Here is an 18,761-nt window from a genome sequence, read left to right as displayed (position 1 = left end):
TGATTTCTCAGGCTGTTGGGCTTCAATAACTTATTCAGCCGGAGCTGTAAAAGTACGTGCAGCAAACTCGGCATCCAGCATGTAGAAGGCGTTGCTATCTTTTTCAATTCGTTTCAGTTTACTGATGATGTTGCTAAAGAGTGCTTCTTCTTCTACTTGCTCGTCTATAAACCATTTCAAGAAATAAATCGTCGCATGTTCACGCTCATCCAGAGCAAGGTCAGCCAAATGATAGAACCGTTTAGTGTTCTGCTGTTCATGCGCGAAGGCATGTTCAAAAGCATCTAACATCGAGTTATATTCGTTCTTCGGCTCTGGCAGTGCTTCTAGCGTAGCACGGTTATCCCGGTCGTTAAGGAATTTATAAATCTTCATGGCATGGAACCGTTCTTCTTCGGCTTGAATTAGAAAAAAGTTTGCAAATCCATCCAGACTTTCGCCGGAACAATAAGCAGCCATCGCCAGATAAACATGAGCGGAATAAAACTCGAAATTCATCTGTTCATTAAGTGCTTGTACTAATCCATCTTTCATTGGACCGTCACCTCATTATTCAAATTTAATATGTAAATATTTAAGTTTATCTTATCACCGTGCTTCTAAGTCAGCAAGGATTCCTCTCCCAATATCTAATTTAGCTAACGAAAGGACGACTATTCAGATGATTAGATTCACCCGTCACAGCCTAAAGCCTAAGATTTCCGGTACACTCTTCATTATTGCAGCTATGGTGTCACTGTTCCTCATTGCTGGCTGTTCTAATAGCAGCAGTAATTCACAGTCCGAAGCTACCGATTCACCGACCTCCCAATCCACACCTGCACCAACCACCAGCTTGGCTCCCACCCCCTCAGCAGTCAGCGATCCAATTGCTCTTCAGGTTGCTGAGATGACTTTGGAAGAAAAAATCGGACAAATGCTCCTAGTTGGAATTGATGGAACTGTCCTTGATGAGCAAGCTAAAAAGATGATTACCGAAGACAAAATAGGTGGAATCATCCTCTATAAGGACAATATTAAAAGCCTGAAAGGGATGATCAGTCTTATCAATTCTATGAAAAAGAGTAACACTGGCAACCCTGCCCCACTATTCATGAGTGTTGATCAGGAGGGTGGAAAAGTCAGCCGGATGCCTAAAGAATATGCTACATTCCCTTCTAACGGAACAGTGGGTGCAAGTAATGACGCTGCTGCTGCCGAGAAAATGGGAAAACTGCTCGCAAGAGAAGTACGTTCAGCCGGATTTAATATGAACTTTGCTCCCGTTCTCGATATCAATAGCAATCCAGACAATCCAGTCATCGGAGACCGGTCGTTCGGCAATGCTGCTGACCAAGTCATTCAACTAGGGATTGCCGAAATGAAGGGAATTGAGAGCGAAGGCGTCGTTCCTGTTGTCAAGCATTTCCCAGGACACGGAGATACTTCTGTCGACTCCCATCTGGATCTGCCGATTGTGAACAAAACAGCCGGTCAGCTAGCTGACTTAGAATGGCTCCCCTTCCAAGCAGCCATTAAAGAGGGGACGGACGCCGTAATGGTCGCTCATATTTTGTTTCCAAAATTAGATCCAGACAAACCCGCATCCTTATCGCGTACCATTATTGGTGAACAGCTTCGAGATGAAATGGGCTACCAAGGAATCGTAATTACAGACGATCTAACCATGGGAGCCATTATGAAGAACTACGATCTGACTACAGCAGCAGTAGATACTGTGAATGCAGGTAGTGATATTCTCCTTGTCGCTCACGGCTATGATAATGAAAAACGGGTCATGGACTCCCTCCTGCAAAACGTAAAAAACGGTAAGATTCAAGAAACACGGATTGATGAAAGCGTCTATCGGATCTTAGCCTTAAAAGCCAAATATAACCTTTCCGATGAGCAAATCCCGGTTCCTGATCTTACCGATCTTAATAAAGAGATTAACGTTTGGCGTCAAACGATTGAGAAGTAAATCTAAGCGTTAGTCATTGTTACTGAAGAACAACAACATCTCCAACCTTCAACCCAGAGAGAACCTCTGTTTTGTCCGTAGTTTCCAGACCCACTTCGATGTCTTTTCGTTCATATTGCCCGTCCCCTTTATCCAGCATAACGTAGGAGAGGTCTCCTTCATGCATTACAGCTATGCTGGATACAACGGTGGCATTTTCTTTGCGAACTGTTTCAATTTCTCCGTTTAAGCTTAAACCACCGATCAAATGCTCGTCAGGCTGCAGCGTGATAACCACTTCGAATTGAGGAACCGAACTGGCAGTAGCATTCTGCCCTGAAGCTGTCTTTGCAAATTTCGCTACCTTCGTAACTTCTCCAGATAACTTTAAATCTTTTATAGCTGTCATTTTTACGTCGACCTTCATGCCTGTCTTTATACGGAAGACGTCTTGTTCACCTACAAGAGCAATGAATTCTAGCTTGTTCATATCTACTATTTTTCCGATATATTGATTATCTGTCACTGTCTGTGGAATTTCGCTTGCACTGTCAAATAAGAAAATGCCGGTTGCCGGAGCATAATAAAGTGCTGTTTTGAGTTTGGCTTTTTTCTCTGTTAATTCGCGTGCCTGTATTTCGGCATTGACCTGATTAAGCTCGTCCCCTAGCCGTGTTGCTTCTTGGGCTGTGAGTGCTTTAATCCGTTCTGCTTCAGTTGCACCAAGGGCTGCATTCTCCTCGTCTTGCTGGCTCACAAATGCATTCAGCTCTGCTTCCAGCTTTGCTTTACGGATGGTCGCCTCTTGTGTAGCAATCTCATTCTTCAAGGCTTCCTGATCGAGAGTAAACAGTAAATCACCTTTTTTGACCTGTCCACCATTTTCAACCTTCCACTTTGTCACCTTTGAAGCATATGGAGCATAAACAAGCGTTTCTTTCTCATAATTAGAATTACCTTTAACTTGTATGGAATTGGTAATGGTCTCCTGTGTGACCTCAAAAGTTATGGCTTGTGGGGGTTCAACAGGCTCTAACTGCGCTTCAGGCTTATACATCTTACTATATAGAAAATAACCTGCTGCAATTATAATCAGTACCAATACAATCCACTTGATTCTCCTCTTCATCACTTTGGCTTCCTTTCAACTTAAAAATAGCTAATCCCGTTTAATCGCCGTGAGTGCATTCGTTCTGGATGCACTGATCGCCGGATAAATACCCGATAATACCCCTGTCATTACCGCAAATGCGATCCCTACCGGAAGAGTCATCAGAGGAATATAAATCACCAAAGGCTCGCCTCCACCCATTCCTGAAGAGTTACCGATGAGCTTATTAATTCCTAATACAATCAAGTATGAAAAGGCTATGCCGAGCAATCCGCCCAACATCCCGAGCAATGCCGCTTCTGTAATGAACATATTGCGGATCTGGCCCATATTGGCGCCCAACACTTTCATAATACCGATCTGCCGTCGTCGTTGATGAGTGGACATAGTCATCGCAACGATAATGGAGATCGAAGCAATAATCAGAATAAATACACCTATACCGAGAGCTGCTTTCTTGACCATGCTGAAGGTATCAGCGAGTGCCTCTTTTTGATACAAATTTGTGCTTGTTGTTAAGGTAAGTTTCTGAATAAGCTTCTCTAGTTCCACGATATTCTCAGTGCTGTCTACCTTTACAATCGCTGAGTTATAGACACCCTTTTGCCCAGCGGTTCCACTCGATAGCTTCATTTGTTCTACAAGCCGCTCGCCAGTCTCTAGTGACACATAGATCTTCTTGTCGTACATAGCCATATCCTCGTTCGTTCCACTCGGGTTGTCGAGGATTCCCACCACTTGAATCGGTGAGCTAACTAACATCCCTCCGGTTTGAGAGGCGGGATCAAAAGACTGTAATTGAACCTGTTGCTTGTACATATCTGTTGGAAGCATGCTTAAGCTGTTGTACTGTTCCATCAACTTATTGTTATATGGATCTGTACTCAGTTGTTCAAAAAGACGCTGCCGAGTTTCGTTATCAATCAGTCCAACGGTTGCACCATAGTTCAGTACAGCCATTCCTACCAAATCAGAAGCTCCGCCTTGTTTGAATTTCTTATCATATTTCGTTAACAAGCGTAGATCCGTTCCAATAAGCTGTACATCTGTTATTTTATTATCGATAGTCAACATCTGTATGTACCCTAGCTCTTGAAAGGGAGCTGCTGCAGTTACATGCCGCAAGCCTTTAATAATCTCCAGCTTTTGTGCTGTCAGCCTGCCGGGATCAAGCTTTTCATTGGCCGCAGACGATCCGCTGCCACCGCTGCCTCCTCCTTGGGAGGGTATTCCTCCGTTGGGAGACACCGTAATTTCATCCATTTTGAAATTGCGGTTGATTTCCCGCTCCGTGTAGCTCTGTGCGGAGTCTCCTATACTTAATGCAACTATGATTGCAGCACATCCAATGGATATGCCAGCCATACAAAGACCTGTGACAACTTTCCGCCGTTTGACCTGTTCCCAAGCCAAGCGGGAAATATCACTAATCCTCAATGAGTATACCCCCTTCGAGTTCAGTATTCGAAGAAGTTTGGTTTTCAGTAATCATATATCCGTCCCGAAGCGTGAATATCCGCTGCATTTGCTCCGCGACTTTTAGCTCGTGAGTTACAACTATGAAGGTGGTCTTCATCTTCTTGTTCAGGTTAAGCAGGATATTGATAATTTCTTCTTCTGTCTTCGAATCTAGGTTTCCGGTTGGTTCATCTGCAAAGATAACAGACGGTTCCGTAATCAAGGAGCGTGCAATACTGACACGCTGCTGCTGTCCGCCAGACAGCTGGGAAGGGAACAAGTCGGCTTTATCAGGAATGCCGACTCCTTCCAACAATGCTAAAGCTTTTTGTTTACGTATAGAGGGTGCAACGGATTGAAAAACCAGCGGCAGCTCTACATTTTCACGGACTGTCATGCTAGTAATCAGCTCATAAGCTTGAAAGATAAACCCGATATTTTTTCTGCGAAATTCCGATAGCTTATTCTCACTCATCTTCACGATATCTTGATCGGCAATATAAATATGGCCTTCAGTAGGCTTCATTAGACCTGCCATCAGATTTAGCATCGTTGACTTACCGGAACCCGAGCTCCCCAGCAGTGCTACCATCTCCCCCTCTTTCACAGAAAAGTCAATTTGATGAAGCACTGCTGTAGTTTCATTACCGTTTTTATAAGAATGCGTTACATTTTCCACTCGCAACATTGGAGCTGCTCCTCTTCGTACAATAATAGATATGAAATGCTATTTCTCAGTTACAACTGCTTTATCAATCTTGATGTTATAAGCTTGACTAGCCAGCTCGATCCGTTCGCCTTGGAATTCATCGTACAGCGTGATCCGATAGGTTCCTCCTGACAAATTCTTATACATATTATTGCTAAAGCTTGCTGTATACGAGTTGTTGGTCCCTTCAAGAATATCGGTGCCGATGTTCAAGCTTCGTTCCTGAGAAAGACCATATGGATCCGTCATTTTGAGGACTAGTTTATGTGTGAAGGTTCCCATATCATAGCTACTGTCACGAAGAAGATTGTAATTCATAACTATATTTATAGAGTCACTGCCTTGTAGTGAGCGTCCTTCTGAACTTAGAACGGACATGGTATACGGATAAATGGCCACCTTCGTCAAATTCTTCTCTGGTGGAGTGGTGACCGGATTTAATGACAGTGAAGCCATATTAATAAATCCTGTGGATTCCTGACCCGGTTCCGTCAGCTTATTCCCAGTAATCCCTGGCCCTAGGAACAGGCTTACATCAGAAGTATTAACGGTCTTCGGAACCTTCGCCCAGAAGGTGATTAATTGCTTACCACCTGGAGTCGCAGACGTATCGGGCTGATTGGCTGTAGCTTCGAATAGCTGACCATCTTCCGTTTTGTAATAAGCTTGGAGGCGTGCCATTTTGCTTTGTCTTTTCTCTTCACTGCTCAGAAGCAGCTCTGTGTATACGAGATTGGAGTTAAGCCCTTCATAAATAATGGTTTTGTTCTCTTGCACTTTAGCGTTCTTTCCTTTACCAGAGATAACATAACTTCCTCCAGTTTCAATTGAAGCAACAGCATTCATCATGCTGTTCGTAGTAACTGACAGGAACGAGCTTTTCTCTTCTTTTACCACAGAATAAAGATCTAATTTTAATTTATCGAACTCTTGTGTATAAGGAATTTTGGCAAACACATAGATTTCAGCATTTTTACCTGGTCCAATCGTTGAAGTTTCCTTATCCATAAACAATTCCGTTGAAGATAACATGTCTTCATTGTCTACCTGAACAGCTCCCTTTAATTCCGGCAGAGACATGGCAATCGTTTGGGTATTCGTAATATTTAATCTGGCAACAACGATATCATCGTCTTTCCATGGAAAACGCTGCAAGGAAACTAAACTATAAGTAAACGTCCCATATTCATTTGTTGCTCTATATTCCATCCCTTTCTGTATATCAGGACGCAAGGTATAGGAGATTGTAAAGTAAGCAACCGGAACAGTTAGTTTAGCTGTGTTGCTCGTAGCGACATTGGTTCCACCAGTGCTTCCAGTTCCTGCACCTTCCCCTGTAGTTCCCGTCTCACTATTATCTGGAGCAGAAACAGCCTCAATCATCTGCAATTGCAGTGAATTTTGTTCTACTTCAAGGGGTACCTGTGCGGTAAGCGGGATGATTTTTTCCTCCAGCGGTTTTATGGTTAATCCGCTCAAGCCCTTAGAATTGATCGGAAAGGTTGTCCCAGTTGAGGATTTGACGGCAAGCTCATAAGAAGGTAACGTAACGGCTGTCTTTCCTGTATTCTTCACTCGCAGCTGAAAAGTCCAGAATCCCTTATTGTTCTCTGCGTATACGGTTGCGTTATTTAATTGGGTTTCAACCGTATTGTTATTGATGGCAATTTTCTTGATTACACCTTTGCCAACCACCAAATTTGGTGTTGTAGCCGCAGGCAGCTTGTACGAAGATTTGGCAATCTCCAGCTTCAGCGCCTCATCCTTTTGGGTGAATTGCAGTTTCATATTCTCTGTCTTCATATACGAAGGAATTTCTGTAAGATAATAAATGGTCTTTTTCTCTTGCGGCTGAATTTTATAACTAAGCTGAGATCGGTCAAGGGCCAATTCATACGAGCTTCCCCCTGCCGAGACCAAATATGCTGCGTAACCAGGATCACTTAAGACTTTGCTGCCTTTATTGGTCAAGCTTATGCCCACCTTGGCATAAACCTTTCCACTGTATTTGTAGAGCTCCAAGGATTCACTTTTAGCAACAACCGGAATGTCATTCATTGTAGTACTTACATTTTTACCGTTTACAGCAGTTGGCGAATAGTTGGCGGGTATATTAAAAGTTCCTACTTGCTTGAGATACCCCTTGGTTTTGGAATCCCAAACGTACATTGGAATCTTGATACCTTTTAACGAATTTACCTGGCCGACATTAACATAATATGTAACGCGCAAGCTTTCGTTAGAACCCACTTTTTTCTTAGTAGCGTCCGCACTTAGTGGATTCCCTGGAATAACAGAGCCGCCAGAGGTCATAACTCTCGAAAAATAATACAGCAGGCTAGCACTTTTGTTGCTGCCATTCGAATAGTTAATTGTATAAGTTAAAATATTGCCTCCAGGCTGTGACCAAATATTCACATCTTCCAGTGTAGCTTTGATATTAGCTCCTAAAGAAACGGAACCCAGATTACTAGGAGCTGTTACAGTTGCAGCAGCTACCACCGATTTTGGCTGAACAGAACTAACTGCGGCAGCCGAAGCGGTATGCCCTGTCAACTGGCTTATGACAAAGGTGCTTAAGAGTAAAACAACATATGTACTGCTATGCTTTCTCATTGACTTCCCTCCACGAGTATTTTACTAGAATTATTATAGTGGTTAGCACAGATCCAATTGTATCCATGTTGTAACTCTTACAGGTCTTTTGTAACCTATTTGTTCCAATTTGCATATATTCTGAAAATGATTCTATAATTTCAGTTGATTTTTCAAAGCTGCAATATCAGAAGCGGCAGGCTCGTCTTCTCCGTATCTAACTTTTTCATATATTTCAATCAATTGATCTGCTGCTAAAGAATCATCATCACCCTTACGTTTATGCTTGCTACGATCTCCCCATAGCAAAACATCCCTTTTTGTTTCCTGCGGCGTAAGATAACTTTTCATTTCATAACCGTTATCGCGCTTTATATTAAGCCACCGCCGATAAAGCCAACGGACACGTTCCTGCTCGCCATTCATCTGATCCCAGCGATCCTTACGATGTTTTGAAGGAAGACGAGAGCTCCAGAAATCCTTTAACCCTCGAACGGTTTGTTCCCAAGTAAAGACGCTTTTCTCCTCGTCAAGATATGCTGTATTATTCTTAGGGGTATGTTCCCTACGTAACATCGATAACAATGCATCTATGACTTTCCGCCACTTTTCTCCAGCATTTCTGTACAACCAGCGAAGTGCATAATAGGCTACAAACCCCAATAATACCGCCGCCAAAATATAACACCCGTATTCTAGTATAATAGCTAGCCAGCCACGCTTTTGCTCGCCAACAGGTGGTAACATCGGCGTTGCTGGCGGCAATTCTGCTGGCGGAGGCTCTGGTTCTTTTGTGCCAGAAAATAACTGATTAATAAAATTGAAAAATGAGCGTAAGAGTCTCCATACCAATGATCCTATAGCTTTACCGACACCTGCCGCTAGTACAGCTGCAATAACTCCAATCACAATGACATATATACGATTATTCCGTTGTATCCCTTTGGGCAGCGTTTCATTCTCTTCAGTAAGTGCGCTGTATCGTATATAGCTGCTATTAGAAATAAGTAAAGTCAGTATTAAATACAGACTGCCACACCAGGTCAATAACGGCACACTTGGCTCCAATTCAGGAACTCTATGAAACGCTATAGTTGCCACAAAATAGATTATTATACCTATCCAAAACATTCTGAATCTATTATTTCTAGAGTCTACCGTCATCCCTAAGAATGTACATATAATTCCAGCCACACCTAAGGGAAGGCTTTCGATGGATAAACTCCCTGAAGCCACACCTAATAATGCCCCGAGGATTAAGGCGGCAAGTAATTGCTTCCATCTTACATTGCAAAAATTGCGCAAAAGAATGCCTGCTAAAGCTAGTATAGGCAGCGCAATCAACCATATTTGTTCATCTTGTTGGGGCAACAAATAAATCTGAAATAGAACCCAAACCGGTAGAAATAGCAACAATTCAATAATAGACCACAACCAGAGTTTCACTGTTTCCCTTACATAGCCAGACAACGTAAGCTTCATGCGCTCTCTCTCCCTTGTTCCGGAATATCCAGCCATTCCACACCATTGCCTTGCTGCATTAGAAGATCCGTCGCCTTTTGCAATTCTGCTCCCCTATGGCAGCTTATGATTAGAAAGTCTGTGTCACTAATTCCACTCTCAACCTGCAATTCCAATAGTCGACTCATAGGAAGTGTTCTATCCAGCTTCAGCCTTGCCAGGAGCTCTAACATATCTTCGAGCTGAGCCATCGGCTCTGCTTCAATTGGATCTCTTTCGCCAGCATCGTCCAATCTGCCATTACAGATTAATCCGGTCTCAATTCCATGCTGCATTGCGTATTCAGCTATAGTCGCTGCATATCTTATTCCTTGCTCGATTCGTTCCACATCAGTCACCGTTCTCCACATGGAATCACTGTCCTCTATATTCAGACAGATGACGAGCCGGGAATCAGCCGTGTAATCTTTTTTATGAACCTGCATAACACCAGTACGTGCTGTAGCCTTCCAGTTTACCAATCCCATAGAATCTCCTGAGCTATATTCACGAATGCCAGCAGTCAGAAAAGGGTCTTCAACGATCCATCTTTTCACAGGAAGCTCACCCAGCCAGCTATGAATGGGCAATGGAAGCTCGTCTAGATTCAGCAGAACGGGATAGATCAACAACTCTAACTCGAGTGGATATGTTTTGTTTTTTCGAGTCAAACCAAATGGATCTCCCGTTGTCATAGTCACGGATTCCAAACGATATAAACCACGGCGCTCACATGTAACATGATGCCGTCTTTTAATATGACGATAAGATTTTAAATAGAATAAACTAATATGATTCTGAGAGATTTCTCCTGTACTAATCCCAAGATTATCCTGACTTCCAAATTCCAGACCTCTCGCAATACTAGACTCCAATCGGAGCCACGGCAAAGGAAGAAGCTTCGCATTAATGATCTCCTCGATCATCTCAATACGTTCTCCTTCATAAGCAGTCTTACGTGAAAAATAGCGAGAATAACTAAGCGCTTTCAGACCATTCCGTTTATAAATGTCAGCAAGAAGTAACACCAACGCCACTGTAATGAAAATGAACCAAGGCAAAGCCATAGGTCATTCCACCTTTCCGCCTCTTAAGGACGTCACGGGTTCAGCAGGCACCTCAACTTCACGAAGCACTTGCAATACAATATCCGCGGCTTGTCCCTCTCTTGAGCCTAATCCCCGATGAAGCAGCAGACGATGTGCAAGCACGGAAACAGCCACGGCTTTGATATCATCCGGTGTTACATAGGATCTGCCTTGAATAAGTGCATATCCCTGAGCTGATCTAAGCAACGCGCCACTAGCACGTGGACTCGCACCCAGTTTTACTGCCGTAGATTTACGGGTAGCTTCCGTTATCCGTACGATATAACCTAATAAATCATCACTGATGCTTACCGATGCGGCTAAACGCTGTGCGGCTTGAATATCTTGTGCCGTTGCTACTGGAAAAGACTCTTCGAGCGGATTATTCTCACGAAAACGCTGCAAAATATGTATCCCTTCATCAAAGGTAGGATAACCCGTAGTAATCCGCATCAAAAATCGATCTAATTGAGCCTCAGGCAGTGGGAAGGTCCCTTGGTTGTCTATCGGATTCTGAGTAGCAATGACAAGAAACGGTGCCTCTAATCCGTGCGTTACCCCATCGATAGTAATTTGCCGTTCCTCCATACACTCCAGTAGGCTGGATTGGGTTCTAGGGGTTGCACGATTAATTTCGTCAGCCAGCAGTATATTAGCAAATACCGGACCTGGTCTGAACTGAAACTCTCCCGTCTTCTGATTGTAATAGTTGATCCCGCTTAAATCGGAAGGCAATAAATCCGGCGTAAATTGTATGCGCTTAAATGAACAATCCAATGATTTGGCAAGCACCTTTGCCAGCAAGGTTTTACCCGTACCAGGTACATCTTCCAGCAAGACATGTCCATTCGCAAGTAATGCGGTCAGCAGCAGGTCTACTCCCTCCTCTTTTCCTACAATGACTTTGGCGAGATTAGCCCTAATAGATTTGATAAGTTCAGTTACTTCTTGAAGATTCATGTGAATACACCATCCAATCTGAGGATAATTATGTAATAAGTGCTTTAATCATAACAGAAAGCGTACCCGATTTATAATTCACAAAAAAAGCACTGTCCATAATTAGACAGCACCCGTCTTCCATTCGATTTTCATTTCGCAGTCTTATGCCGATATCGAAAGAAGGCTACAATCCCGTAATAGATGGGTATGCTTTCAACGATTAGCCAAATGATCACAATGGCAAAGCTTTTGTAGTGTTCGTAATATCTGCCGACGTCGCGTGAATATAAGTACGCTATTGTCACTGAAGCCAGTGTTAAAAGGGGAACGTAAATTTTTTTACTATTAGTATTAAACAAACCTGCTACACATTTTGAAGCTATATAGATAAGGAAAGCGCTGTGAATAAACATCGAAGACGACCATATTCCAATCAAAAGCGGGTCTGTATTACCTAATAAATTATCTTCTTTCGAACTACGCACCATCTCAAGAAAAGGATATTGGAGTTGCTGGCCTAAATGTGGACCAAAACTCATCATTGTCAATAACCATCCTATTAAGACCGTAATTGAAACATAGAACTGCGCAAATACTAATCTTTTTATCATTTTCGCTTCAATTTTTAAATCAGGTGCAATGAACAAAAGGACAATCCATTCTCCAAACCATGACATGACCACAATAGAATCTTTCAGGGCGATTCCAGGATCATGATAATGAAAGAAAGCAGGTACCATATTAAAGTCCGCGTTTGGAAGGAATAAATTAAATAAAATGATCACGGTAATAAAGAAAATAATAAATAATCCATCGGCCATATATGTAATTGTTGCAAATCCTAGACTTGCCGTGTACATGATCACCAGACCAACGACACACTGGATAAATAGAGGTGGAGTTCCTCTTAAATAATTCGAGCCGAAAAATAGTACGAAATTCTCTATATCAAAAGAAACATAATAAACACACCAGCATAGTAGGAGCAGAATCATAAATTTATGTGGCCATTTGCCAATGATCTCTTTTCCAAAGTGAACCCAAGCTTGATTAGGTCGCAGCTTACCAACATAGATTGTAAACCACAATAATATCAATCCTAATAAGGAGCCAACGATTAATGCAATCCAGCCTTGATAAGAGGAAGTAGCAATAATAGCTGGTATCAAAAAAATGGTGGTTTGTGAGCTAAAAAAAATGGTGATAAACCGGAACAGCTGCCACTTTGTTGTACGCATAACTTCTCCTTCCTCAGTTCTTTATTTTGCTGTTCCAAAATCCACAATCCGAAAGTCCGTCTTCACCTTAATATCTGCCTCATGAGCGTAGTAATTATCCCAACGTTCTCTTAATTGCTTCCAAAGTTTCGGATCATTCCATTCCAGCAACATGCCGAGCTGTAGAACATCCGCACCTGCTTTTTGGGATAAACGTATAGCTTCGGTCAGATTAGCAGTTACTTTATCGCTTAGTTTCTCTGTAATGATATTACTGATCTCTTCTAGATTTCTTTTCTTAGGATCCCTTAAATAAATCACACTAGCTTTTCCCTTTAATTTCACTGTAAAAACTGGACCCTTATCCGTTATTTTTACTTTTTTCGAAGATTTGGTGCTAACAAATACAACACTTGCTGCACTTTCTCCACCATCCCAGGTAACAGAATAAACCGACAGCTTAAGCTTGCCTGCGGCCCATGCCAATGCCCTCCCCTCTTTAAGCTTTAGTATTCCCTTCATTTTCTCATTCTGAAACAACATAGCTCCTTGAATGCCTGCCCAATATTGTGGTTTACCTTCTTTTGTAGTTTCTTCTTTTTTACCAAATGAAAGATTATTTATAGCAAATCCAACGCCCGAAGCCTCAGCGAATATGCAGTCCTTAATTGTAGTCGAAAACATGTATTTTTCTGTTCCAAAGCTCCTCAGTACATCAGAAGGCAATTGTTCATAGATAGGTGTTAATGTATTCATCTCTTTTGCACTGCCGGGACTAGCCATGACATAGGTTCCAAGGGGGAGACTTGGCTCTCTTCTAATCCATAATAGGAGTTCACCAATCCCTTGTTCTGCATAAGCTTTCCCTAAGACAATTATTTTCAATTGGGAAAGACTAAGTTGACGTGTCAGATCTTTCTGAACTAGTAACATGGCGTCTGCGATCGTATCTGCGGTCTTAGAAACTGTAGAATAACTATTCCCATCACCGCCACCACTAGAGGGCTGGCTTCCCGAGTTGAGACGATTGGGCAAAGGAGAGTTAATCGTAATTTCAACGGTGCCTGCTTCTTTGCCTACATCTATAAATAAGCCGTACACAAAGGTTAATTCGTCCAGTTCCACCTTTGAAGACCAACAGCCTGTTAAATTTAGGAGTAGAAGTATAACAACTCCTATCTTTAGAGTTCTCATTTTTGATTCTGTCTCCTTAGATTCCTGTTGCTATAAAGTTTGCTGCGTTTCTTCATATAGTTAGAGGGAAAGCGAGATAATGTGTCCTTCCAATCTTCTAACACCAAAGGGGCAACGGGTTGTAAATATGGTGATCCTAACGGTCTAAGATTAGCTAAATGCCCGTAAATCAAAAAAGCTGTAATATATACCCCGAGCAAACCCATTGTTCCACCCATAATCAATAAAGGGAAACGAAGTAAGCGAAAAGTCAGACCGAGCTCATAATGGGGAATAATGTAGGTGGCAATACCGGTAATGGAAACAACAATAACCATAGGAGCGGATACAATTCCCGCTTGCACCGCAGCCTGACCGATGACTATACCGCCAATAATTGAAACGGTCTGGCCTACAGGCTTTGGTATTCGGGTTCCAGCTTCTCTAAGGGCCTCGAAGGTAAGCTCCATAATCAAAGCCTCAGTCAATGCTGAGAAAGGAATGTTCTCTCTGGCAGATGCTATCGTAATTAACAGGTTTGAGGGTATGATCTGAGGATGAAAGGTTGTAATCGCAACATAAAGCGATGGAAGAATCATCGATATGATGGAGAACACAAATCGAACGATTCGAATCCAGCTTGCGGCATAGAAGCTTTGATAATAATCCTCAGAGGATTGTAGCATTGTAAAAAAAGAGGTAGGTGCAATCATTGCAGTGGGTGTGCCATCCTGTAATATTCCGATCCGGCCTTCCATTAAAGAAGCTGCCACCGAGTCGGGGCGTTCTGTATATTGAAATACCGGAAATGGTGTCAAGTTCCCCTTCCGTAATTGTTCCGATATATAACTAATGCCCAATATGCCATCAATATCTATTTCATTTAGTTGCTTTTCAATTTCAGCAAGAACTTCTTTTTTATAAAGCCCTTCAATATATACAACATACACATCAGTTTTTGTATATTTACCAATCGTATAATGAATAGTCTTTAGATCCGGATGTTTAATTTTGTGTCGGAGCAGGGACAGATTTGTTTCAATATCTTCAATAAATGCTTCTTGTGGTCCAATCACCACAAGTTCATTTTGTGATTCCGTAACCGATCTTTTCTGATATTGCGTGATCTCAAAATAATAAACATAAGGAAGCTCTTCAAAATAAAGCACTACTTTTCCAGCAACAATCAAATCCACAGCCTTGTTTATGTCAAACTCCTTAAGATACGGGATGGGAAAAACAGCTCCTCGATCCAATCGTTCTAAAAAATCCGGCCATTTGTGCTCTGAATTTGCTTCATTTCTTAGCGGCAATGCAATATCTTTATGAAGACTCAGGGAATTTACGATGAATGGGATATAGATCAAGTCACAGGAATGCCCATGAAGGCGAATGTTTTGAAAAACTGCATCACTAGATCCTTCCAGTTGTTCTTTTATTGTTTCAATAATTCCAGACATCTGCAGACTACCCCCAAAATTGTGACTTGTTAATCTGGCTTAGTTTGCCAACGTGATGGAAGGTTTATACTTAAAACAAACCAAATAGGCACAAATCCGGTATAGTACCGGACTCATGCCCATCAAAATATCGAATAAAATGACCTATCTAATCCTACAGAGTCAATTAAATAAGGAGCTCAAACCCCTAGCTTTCAAATCACGGAAAAGTTGCACCAATATTAGTTCCGCTAGGTGTTCCAGATCCGGTTAGATCGCTACCCCCAGTTAATTTGAGGAAACTGCCCAGACTAAAAGAACCATCTGCATTTCGCACCACTGAAGGTGTAAGACTTACAAAATCAGCGGCACTGGCCACCAAACCCTTGGCATTGGTACTTGCATTACTTTTCCACCACACATTAGTACTTAGAATATCGGTTCCACTTGTTTTGTCACTCGATCCTCCAGCAAAAGACAAGTTGTTCGTAAATTGGTGAGTACCGGCATCAAAAGCAAAGTTACTCTGTCCGTTACTCCAAGAAGTATTATTTGTTAGTTGAATGGAACCTGGATTACTATTGTAAGTGAATCCGTGTTTTTTATTTTGAAATGCTATGCTATTCAGCACAATATGGTTTACTGCAATTTTTTCACCACCTAGTTTGAATCCATTCCCATCACTGTTTTCCGTTGAATTTCCATCTGAGGTCTGTCCGTTCTTATAGGAGATACTATTCTTGATCGTCACCACTCCGATGGGGCCTGTTTCTGATTTACTGTAAAGATCCCAGCCGTCATCTGTATTCCATGCAGCTATACATTTATCGAATACGTTACCAGGACCTATGGTCAGCTTAGCAGCAAAACCATCAGCGTCTTCCCCGTTATCCGGATCATAATTATCATGAGAATACACTCCAATGATCTGATTATAGCTCGGCCATTGACTCATGCTGGTCAGTGATGAAGCATAACGGCTGATTTGCAGTCCCGAATCCCGATTATGGTGGGTTTCAACATTCTCAATAATGTTATAGTTCCCGCCAATAAAGATCCCATTGTCTCCTGAGCCTCTTATCTCTAATCCTTTTACCTTCCAGTAGTTACCGTATATCTGCAAACCACGTTGAGCTGGGTCAAATGGCTGGGCGTAAAAATCCAGTATAGGCTTCTCAGTCCCATATGCAGCGATGTTCTTTCGTAAGTTAGAGCTTCCGCTATTATCTTGTCCAACAATTATTGTTGAAGAATACGTGTAAACCCCTCCACGCATATAGATGGTTTCCCCGGGGGCTACCTTCGTAATCGCTGAGGCCAGTGTGGTTGGACTACCAATTGTTCCTGTGTTGCTGTCCAGACCATTAGGGGCTACATAAATTGAGCCTGCAACTGGTGTTGCTGTTGGAGTAGCCGTAGGAGCTACCGTTGGTGCAATTGTTGGAGCTATAGTAGGCGTTGGTGTCGGAGTGCCCGTGGTGATATCGGTGACATTGATATTGTCGAACTTCGCTGCTGTCTTATAAGCTACAAGTCCTATACCTCCTGCTGTCAAAATGTTATCGTGTGCATTTAGCTGTAAAACATCATTAACATACATTTTAAGCGAATCTCCACTAAGCTCTAGCCTAACTGTATAGGCAGTCCCTGTAGTTATAGGAAAATCAGTTTTACTAGCCAGTGTTGAACTTGAACCATTCACTTTTTTTCGTATTTCAAGCGTCCCACCATTACTGTTAGACAGAGATGCAGCATAATAGTTATTTCCGTCAACATAACGCCCGCACACATAAGTTCGATTAGTCCCATTGAAATCATCAATCTTCACATCAGCTTGAACGCTGTAATCTGTCCACGTGTAGCTACCGGAGAACGAACGTCCTTCGTTTTGACTGGATTGGTAATACACATGATTGCCACCTTCTTCAACTACAGACCAAGTTCCTGTTGTACTCGTCCAATTGTCGGCATTTTCATTCTCAAAATCATTACTGAAGATATTTGCTGCCTGTGCGGTAGGGTTACTCCATACCAAATTACCTAGAACCAGCGAAGTTGTAAGCGTAACCATAATTCCGAATGAAAATCTTCTTTTTAGTTTCACGTGAACATCTTCCTCCTTGTTTTCTAATTTAAATAAAAACCGAGGGCATTCCTCCAATCTTATGTCATCTATAACTCCAGCCTAATCTCAACTATAATTAATATTTTGAAGTTGTACAGCTACTTTATGCCCATATTATTACATTTATTTAAATTAATATAAAAAAACACCCTCGATCTTACTCGAGAGTGCCTTTATCTTTACCCTTAGCTTTGAATTAACGGTTTCAAAACCTTCAGGGAAGCCTGCAATTGCTCCGAACATTGTTCATACATTTTTTTAGCTTTTTCGTTATCTGTTGATAAACTGAACATCTCTAAATCAGCTTCACATTTTTTCAGCAAAGCATATAATTGAGGCTTATCCTGCGGCTGTGGGACTTTAAAGTTATCGGCATACAAATCGACAGTCAGCTCACCATAAGAATCAACTTGTCCAAGAAAAACATTCTCAACCGTAAAACCCATTTTCTCAAGGGCTCCATCCAGCCAGCTTCGCGTCAGGTTTAGGGTGTCTAATGGTTTGTCGAGCACTTTACCATCCATAATGACAACTTGCGACTCTTTCTCCGGGGCAACCTTTATACCCAATTGCTTAGGGGTTACCGGCTGATATTCACTCTTGAGTAAAACATTTATGGCTCCATCAGATTCCATAATCGCAAATTCCACTTCCGATATATTGAAAACGTCTTTTTTGCGTAATTCCTCCAGCAGTTCATCTGTGGTTAAACGTTCTTTTTTCATATGATCTTCGAGTATTTTTCCGTCCTTAATTAGTACTGTGGACTTGAAATCAATAAAGTCTCTTGCTTTTTTACTCTTCATCTGAAGATATTCGATCCCTAAAGAACAAGCCACCCATACAATCAGTGCAATGAGCCCTAAATGCCATAACTTATCCGTATCCAAAGAAATGTAAGCGGCTAAGCTGCCGACGGTTATCCCCGTAATATACTCGAAGAACGAGAGCTGTGATACTTGTCTCTTTCCCAGTAATTTTGTTAAAAAGAAAAGTACAACCACAGCAAAGAGCGTTCGAACTACAACCTCCAACCACTCCGGCATTACAAATACCCTCCTTTTTGAATCAAAACTTGTTTATTTACTAACACTCATTATTTGTCAATAAAGCCGCATTCAATCCGGAATTTCACTACTTATTTATGGAAAATCATCTATTACTACAAGTATGAATTTTTTTCCTGCATAACGACAGATGCATTTGAGGACAATAGCAATCGTCATGCTAATAATCCAACACAGAGGAGAGAAACTCAATGACAGTAGCCTCACAAGTTAAAACATGTTTATCTTCTTTAAAAGGTGCTCAAGCCAGTCTTGAACAATTTGCATTAGAAACACAAAACGAGAGTGCAAAAACCTTGTTCACAAACGCAGCCGAGCAAACACAACAAATCGTAACTCAAGTAGAGAACCGGGTAACCGAATTGGAGTCCGAAGAGCCTCAATATAAAGGATTCTAA

At 41.8% G+C, this 18,761-nt stretch carries 15 protein-coding genes; 2 read left to right on the top strand and 13 right to left on the bottom strand.

What is annotated here, in order from left to right; all coding sequences use genetic code 11:
- Window positions 1-30: 30 nt before the first annotated feature.
- Entirely contained in the window at window positions 31-534 is a 504-nt protein-coding gene (locus NST40_RS14000; RefSeq protein WP_076129328.1) for a ferritin, read from the bottom strand.
- Between the two features lie 127 nt (window positions 535-661).
- Between NST40_RS14000 and nagZ the strand changes: the two genes are divergently transcribed.
- Window positions 662-1,960 (top strand): beta-N-acetylhexosaminidase, encoded by a 1,299-nt coding sequence (nagZ, locus tag NST40_RS13995; RefSeq protein ID WP_076275701.1) that lies wholly within the window; start codon window positions 662-664, stop codon window positions 1,958-1,960.
- A gap of 19 nt (window positions 1,961-1,979) precedes the next feature.
- Here nagZ and NST40_RS13990 read toward each other — a convergent pair whose 3' ends face one another.
- The 12 genes from NST40_RS13990 to NST40_RS13935 all read right to left on the bottom strand — a co-directional run bounded on the left by NST40_RS13990 (window position 1,980) and on the right by NST40_RS13935 (window position 18,342).
- Window positions 1,980-3,068, bottom strand: a complete 1,089-nt coding sequence (locus tag NST40_RS13990; protein ID WP_076129326.1) for an efflux RND transporter periplasmic adaptor subunit — start codon at window positions 3,066-3,068, stop codon at window positions 1,980-1,982.
- A gap of 30 nt (window positions 3,069-3,098) precedes the next feature.
- Complete coding sequence (locus tag NST40_RS13985; RefSeq protein ID WP_179086823.1) at window positions 3,099-4,487, bottom strand: ABC transporter permease; 1,389 nt, start codon at window positions 4,485-4,487, stop codon at window positions 3,099-3,101.
- Window positions 4,477-5,196: an ABC transporter ATP-binding protein gene (locus NST40_RS13980; protein ID WP_076275702.1), complete on the bottom strand. Its 720-nt coding sequence runs from the start codon at window positions 5,194-5,196 to the stop codon at window positions 4,477-4,479. Before NST40_RS13980 ends, NST40_RS13985 begins: the two co-directional genes overlap by 11 nt.
- A 39-nt stretch (window positions 5,197-5,235) precedes the next feature.
- Window positions 5,236-7,833: a hypothetical protein gene (locus tag NST40_RS13975; protein ID WP_081387349.1), complete on the bottom strand. Its 2,598-nt coding sequence runs from the start codon at window positions 7,831-7,833 to the stop codon at window positions 5,236-5,238.
- Window positions 7,834-7,965: 132 nt separating this feature from the next.
- The gene (locus NST40_RS13970) at window positions 7,966-9,294 is read right to left on the bottom strand and encodes a hypothetical protein (RefSeq protein ID WP_076275703.1); all 1,329 of its coding nucleotides are present in this window, start codon (window positions 9,292-9,294) and stop codon (window positions 7,966-7,968) included.
- Window positions 9,291-10,379 (bottom strand): DUF58 domain-containing protein, encoded by a 1,089-nt coding sequence (locus NST40_RS13965; RefSeq protein WP_076217908.1) that lies wholly within the window; start codon window positions 10,377-10,379, stop codon window positions 9,291-9,293. Before NST40_RS13965 ends, NST40_RS13970 begins: the two co-directional genes overlap by 4 nt.
- 3 nt (window positions 10,380-10,382) lie before the next feature.
- Window positions 10,383-11,360, bottom strand: coding sequence for a MoxR family ATPase (locus tag NST40_RS13960; RefSeq protein ID WP_076217909.1), 978 nt, complete (start codon window positions 11,358-11,360; stop codon window positions 10,383-10,385).
- Between the two features lie 131 nt (window positions 11,361-11,491).
- Window positions 11,492-12,580 (bottom strand): GerAB/ArcD/ProY family transporter, encoded by a 1,089-nt coding sequence (locus NST40_RS13955; protein ID WP_076217910.1) that lies wholly within the window; start codon window positions 12,578-12,580, stop codon window positions 11,492-11,494.
- A 21-nt stretch (window positions 12,581-12,601) separates the two neighbouring features.
- Window positions 12,602-13,753 (bottom strand): Ger(x)C family spore germination protein, encoded by a 1,152-nt coding sequence (locus tag NST40_RS13950; protein WP_076275704.1) that lies wholly within the window; start codon window positions 13,751-13,753, stop codon window positions 12,602-12,604.
- The gene (locus NST40_RS13945) at window positions 13,750-15,192 is read right to left on the bottom strand and encodes a spore germination protein (protein WP_076217912.1); all 1,443 of its coding nucleotides are present in this window, start codon (window positions 15,190-15,192) and stop codon (window positions 13,750-13,752) included. Before NST40_RS13945 ends, NST40_RS13950 begins: the two co-directional genes overlap by 4 nt.
- A 199-nt stretch (window positions 15,193-15,391) precedes the next feature.
- On the bottom strand, window positions 15,392-16,609 hold the full coding sequence (locus tag NST40_RS13940; protein WP_081387376.1) for a right-handed parallel beta-helix repeat-containing protein: 1,218 nt from the start codon (window positions 16,607-16,609) through the stop codon (window positions 15,392-15,394).
- 872 nt (window positions 16,610-17,481) lie between these two features.
- The gene (locus NST40_RS13935; RefSeq protein WP_076129318.1) at window positions 17,482-18,342 is read right to left on the bottom strand and encodes a DUF421 domain-containing protein; all 861 of its coding nucleotides are present in this window, start codon (window positions 18,340-18,342) and stop codon (window positions 17,482-17,484) included.
- Between the two features lie 212 nt (window positions 18,343-18,554).
- Here NST40_RS13935 and NST40_RS13930 point away from each other — a divergent pair, with 212 nt between their 5' ends.
- Window positions 18,555-18,761, top strand: a complete 207-nt coding sequence (locus NST40_RS13930) for a DUF1657 domain-containing protein (protein WP_036678243.1) — start codon at window positions 18,555-18,557, stop codon at window positions 18,759-18,761.

Source organism: Paenibacillus sp. FSL R10-2778 (assembly GCF_038593035.1).
GTDB lineage: Bacteria > Bacillota > Bacilli > Paenibacillales > Paenibacillaceae > Paenibacillus_AQ > Paenibacillus_AQ odorifer.
The sequence above is the reverse complement of the archived record's forward strand: the minus strand, read 5'-3'. Positions and strand labels throughout refer to the sequence as shown.

Bases quoted from the DNA above. Each gene is read 5' to 3' on its own strand.
- NST40_RS13955 (WP_076217910.1), bottom strand. From the start codon at position 12,580: ATGCGTACAACAAAGTGGCAGCTGTTCCGGTTTATCACCATTTTTTTT.
- NST40_RS13980 (WP_076275702.1), bottom strand. From the start codon at position 5,196: ATGTTGCGAGTGGAAAATGTAACGCATTCTTATAAAAACGGTAATGAA.
- NST40_RS13945 (WP_076217912.1), bottom strand. From the start codon at position 15,192: ATGTCTGGAATTATTGAAACAATAAAAGAACAACTGGAAGGATCTAGT.
- NST40_RS13975 (WP_081387349.1), bottom strand. From the start codon at position 7,833: ATGAGAAAGCATAGCAGTACATATGTTGTTTTACTCTTAAGCACCTTT.
- nagZ (WP_076275701.1), top strand. From the start codon at position 662: ATGATTAGATTCACCCGTCACAGCCTAAAGCCTAAGATTTCCGGTACA.
- NST40_RS13935 (WP_076129318.1), bottom strand. From the start codon at position 18,342: ATGCCGGAGTGGTTGGAGGTTGTAGTTCGAACGCTCTTTGCTGTGGTT.
- NST40_RS13970 (WP_076275703.1), bottom strand. From the start codon at position 9,294: ATGAAGCTTACGTTGTCTGGCTATGTAAGGGAAACAGTGAAACTCTGG.
- NST40_RS13950 (WP_076275704.1), bottom strand. From the start codon at position 13,753: ATGAGAACTCTAAAGATAGGAGTTGTTATACTTCTACTCCTAAATTTA.
- NST40_RS13990 (WP_076129326.1), bottom strand. From the start codon at position 3,068: ATGAAGAGGAGAATCAAGTGGATTGTATTGGTACTGATTATAATTGCA.
- NST40_RS14000 (WP_076129328.1), bottom strand. From the start codon at position 534: ATGAAAGATGGATTAGTACAAGCACTTAATGAACAGATGAATTTCGAG.
- NST40_RS13960 (WP_076217909.1), bottom strand. From the start codon at position 11,360: ATGAATCTTCAAGAAGTAACTGAACTTATCAAATCTATTAGGGCTAAT.
- NST40_RS13930 (WP_036678243.1), top strand. From the start codon at position 18,555: ATGACAGTAGCCTCACAAGTTAAAACATGTTTATCTTCTTTAAAAGGT.
- NST40_RS13965 (WP_076217908.1), bottom strand. From the start codon at position 10,379: ATGGCTTTGCCTTGGTTCATTTTCATTACAGTGGCGTTGGTGTTACTT.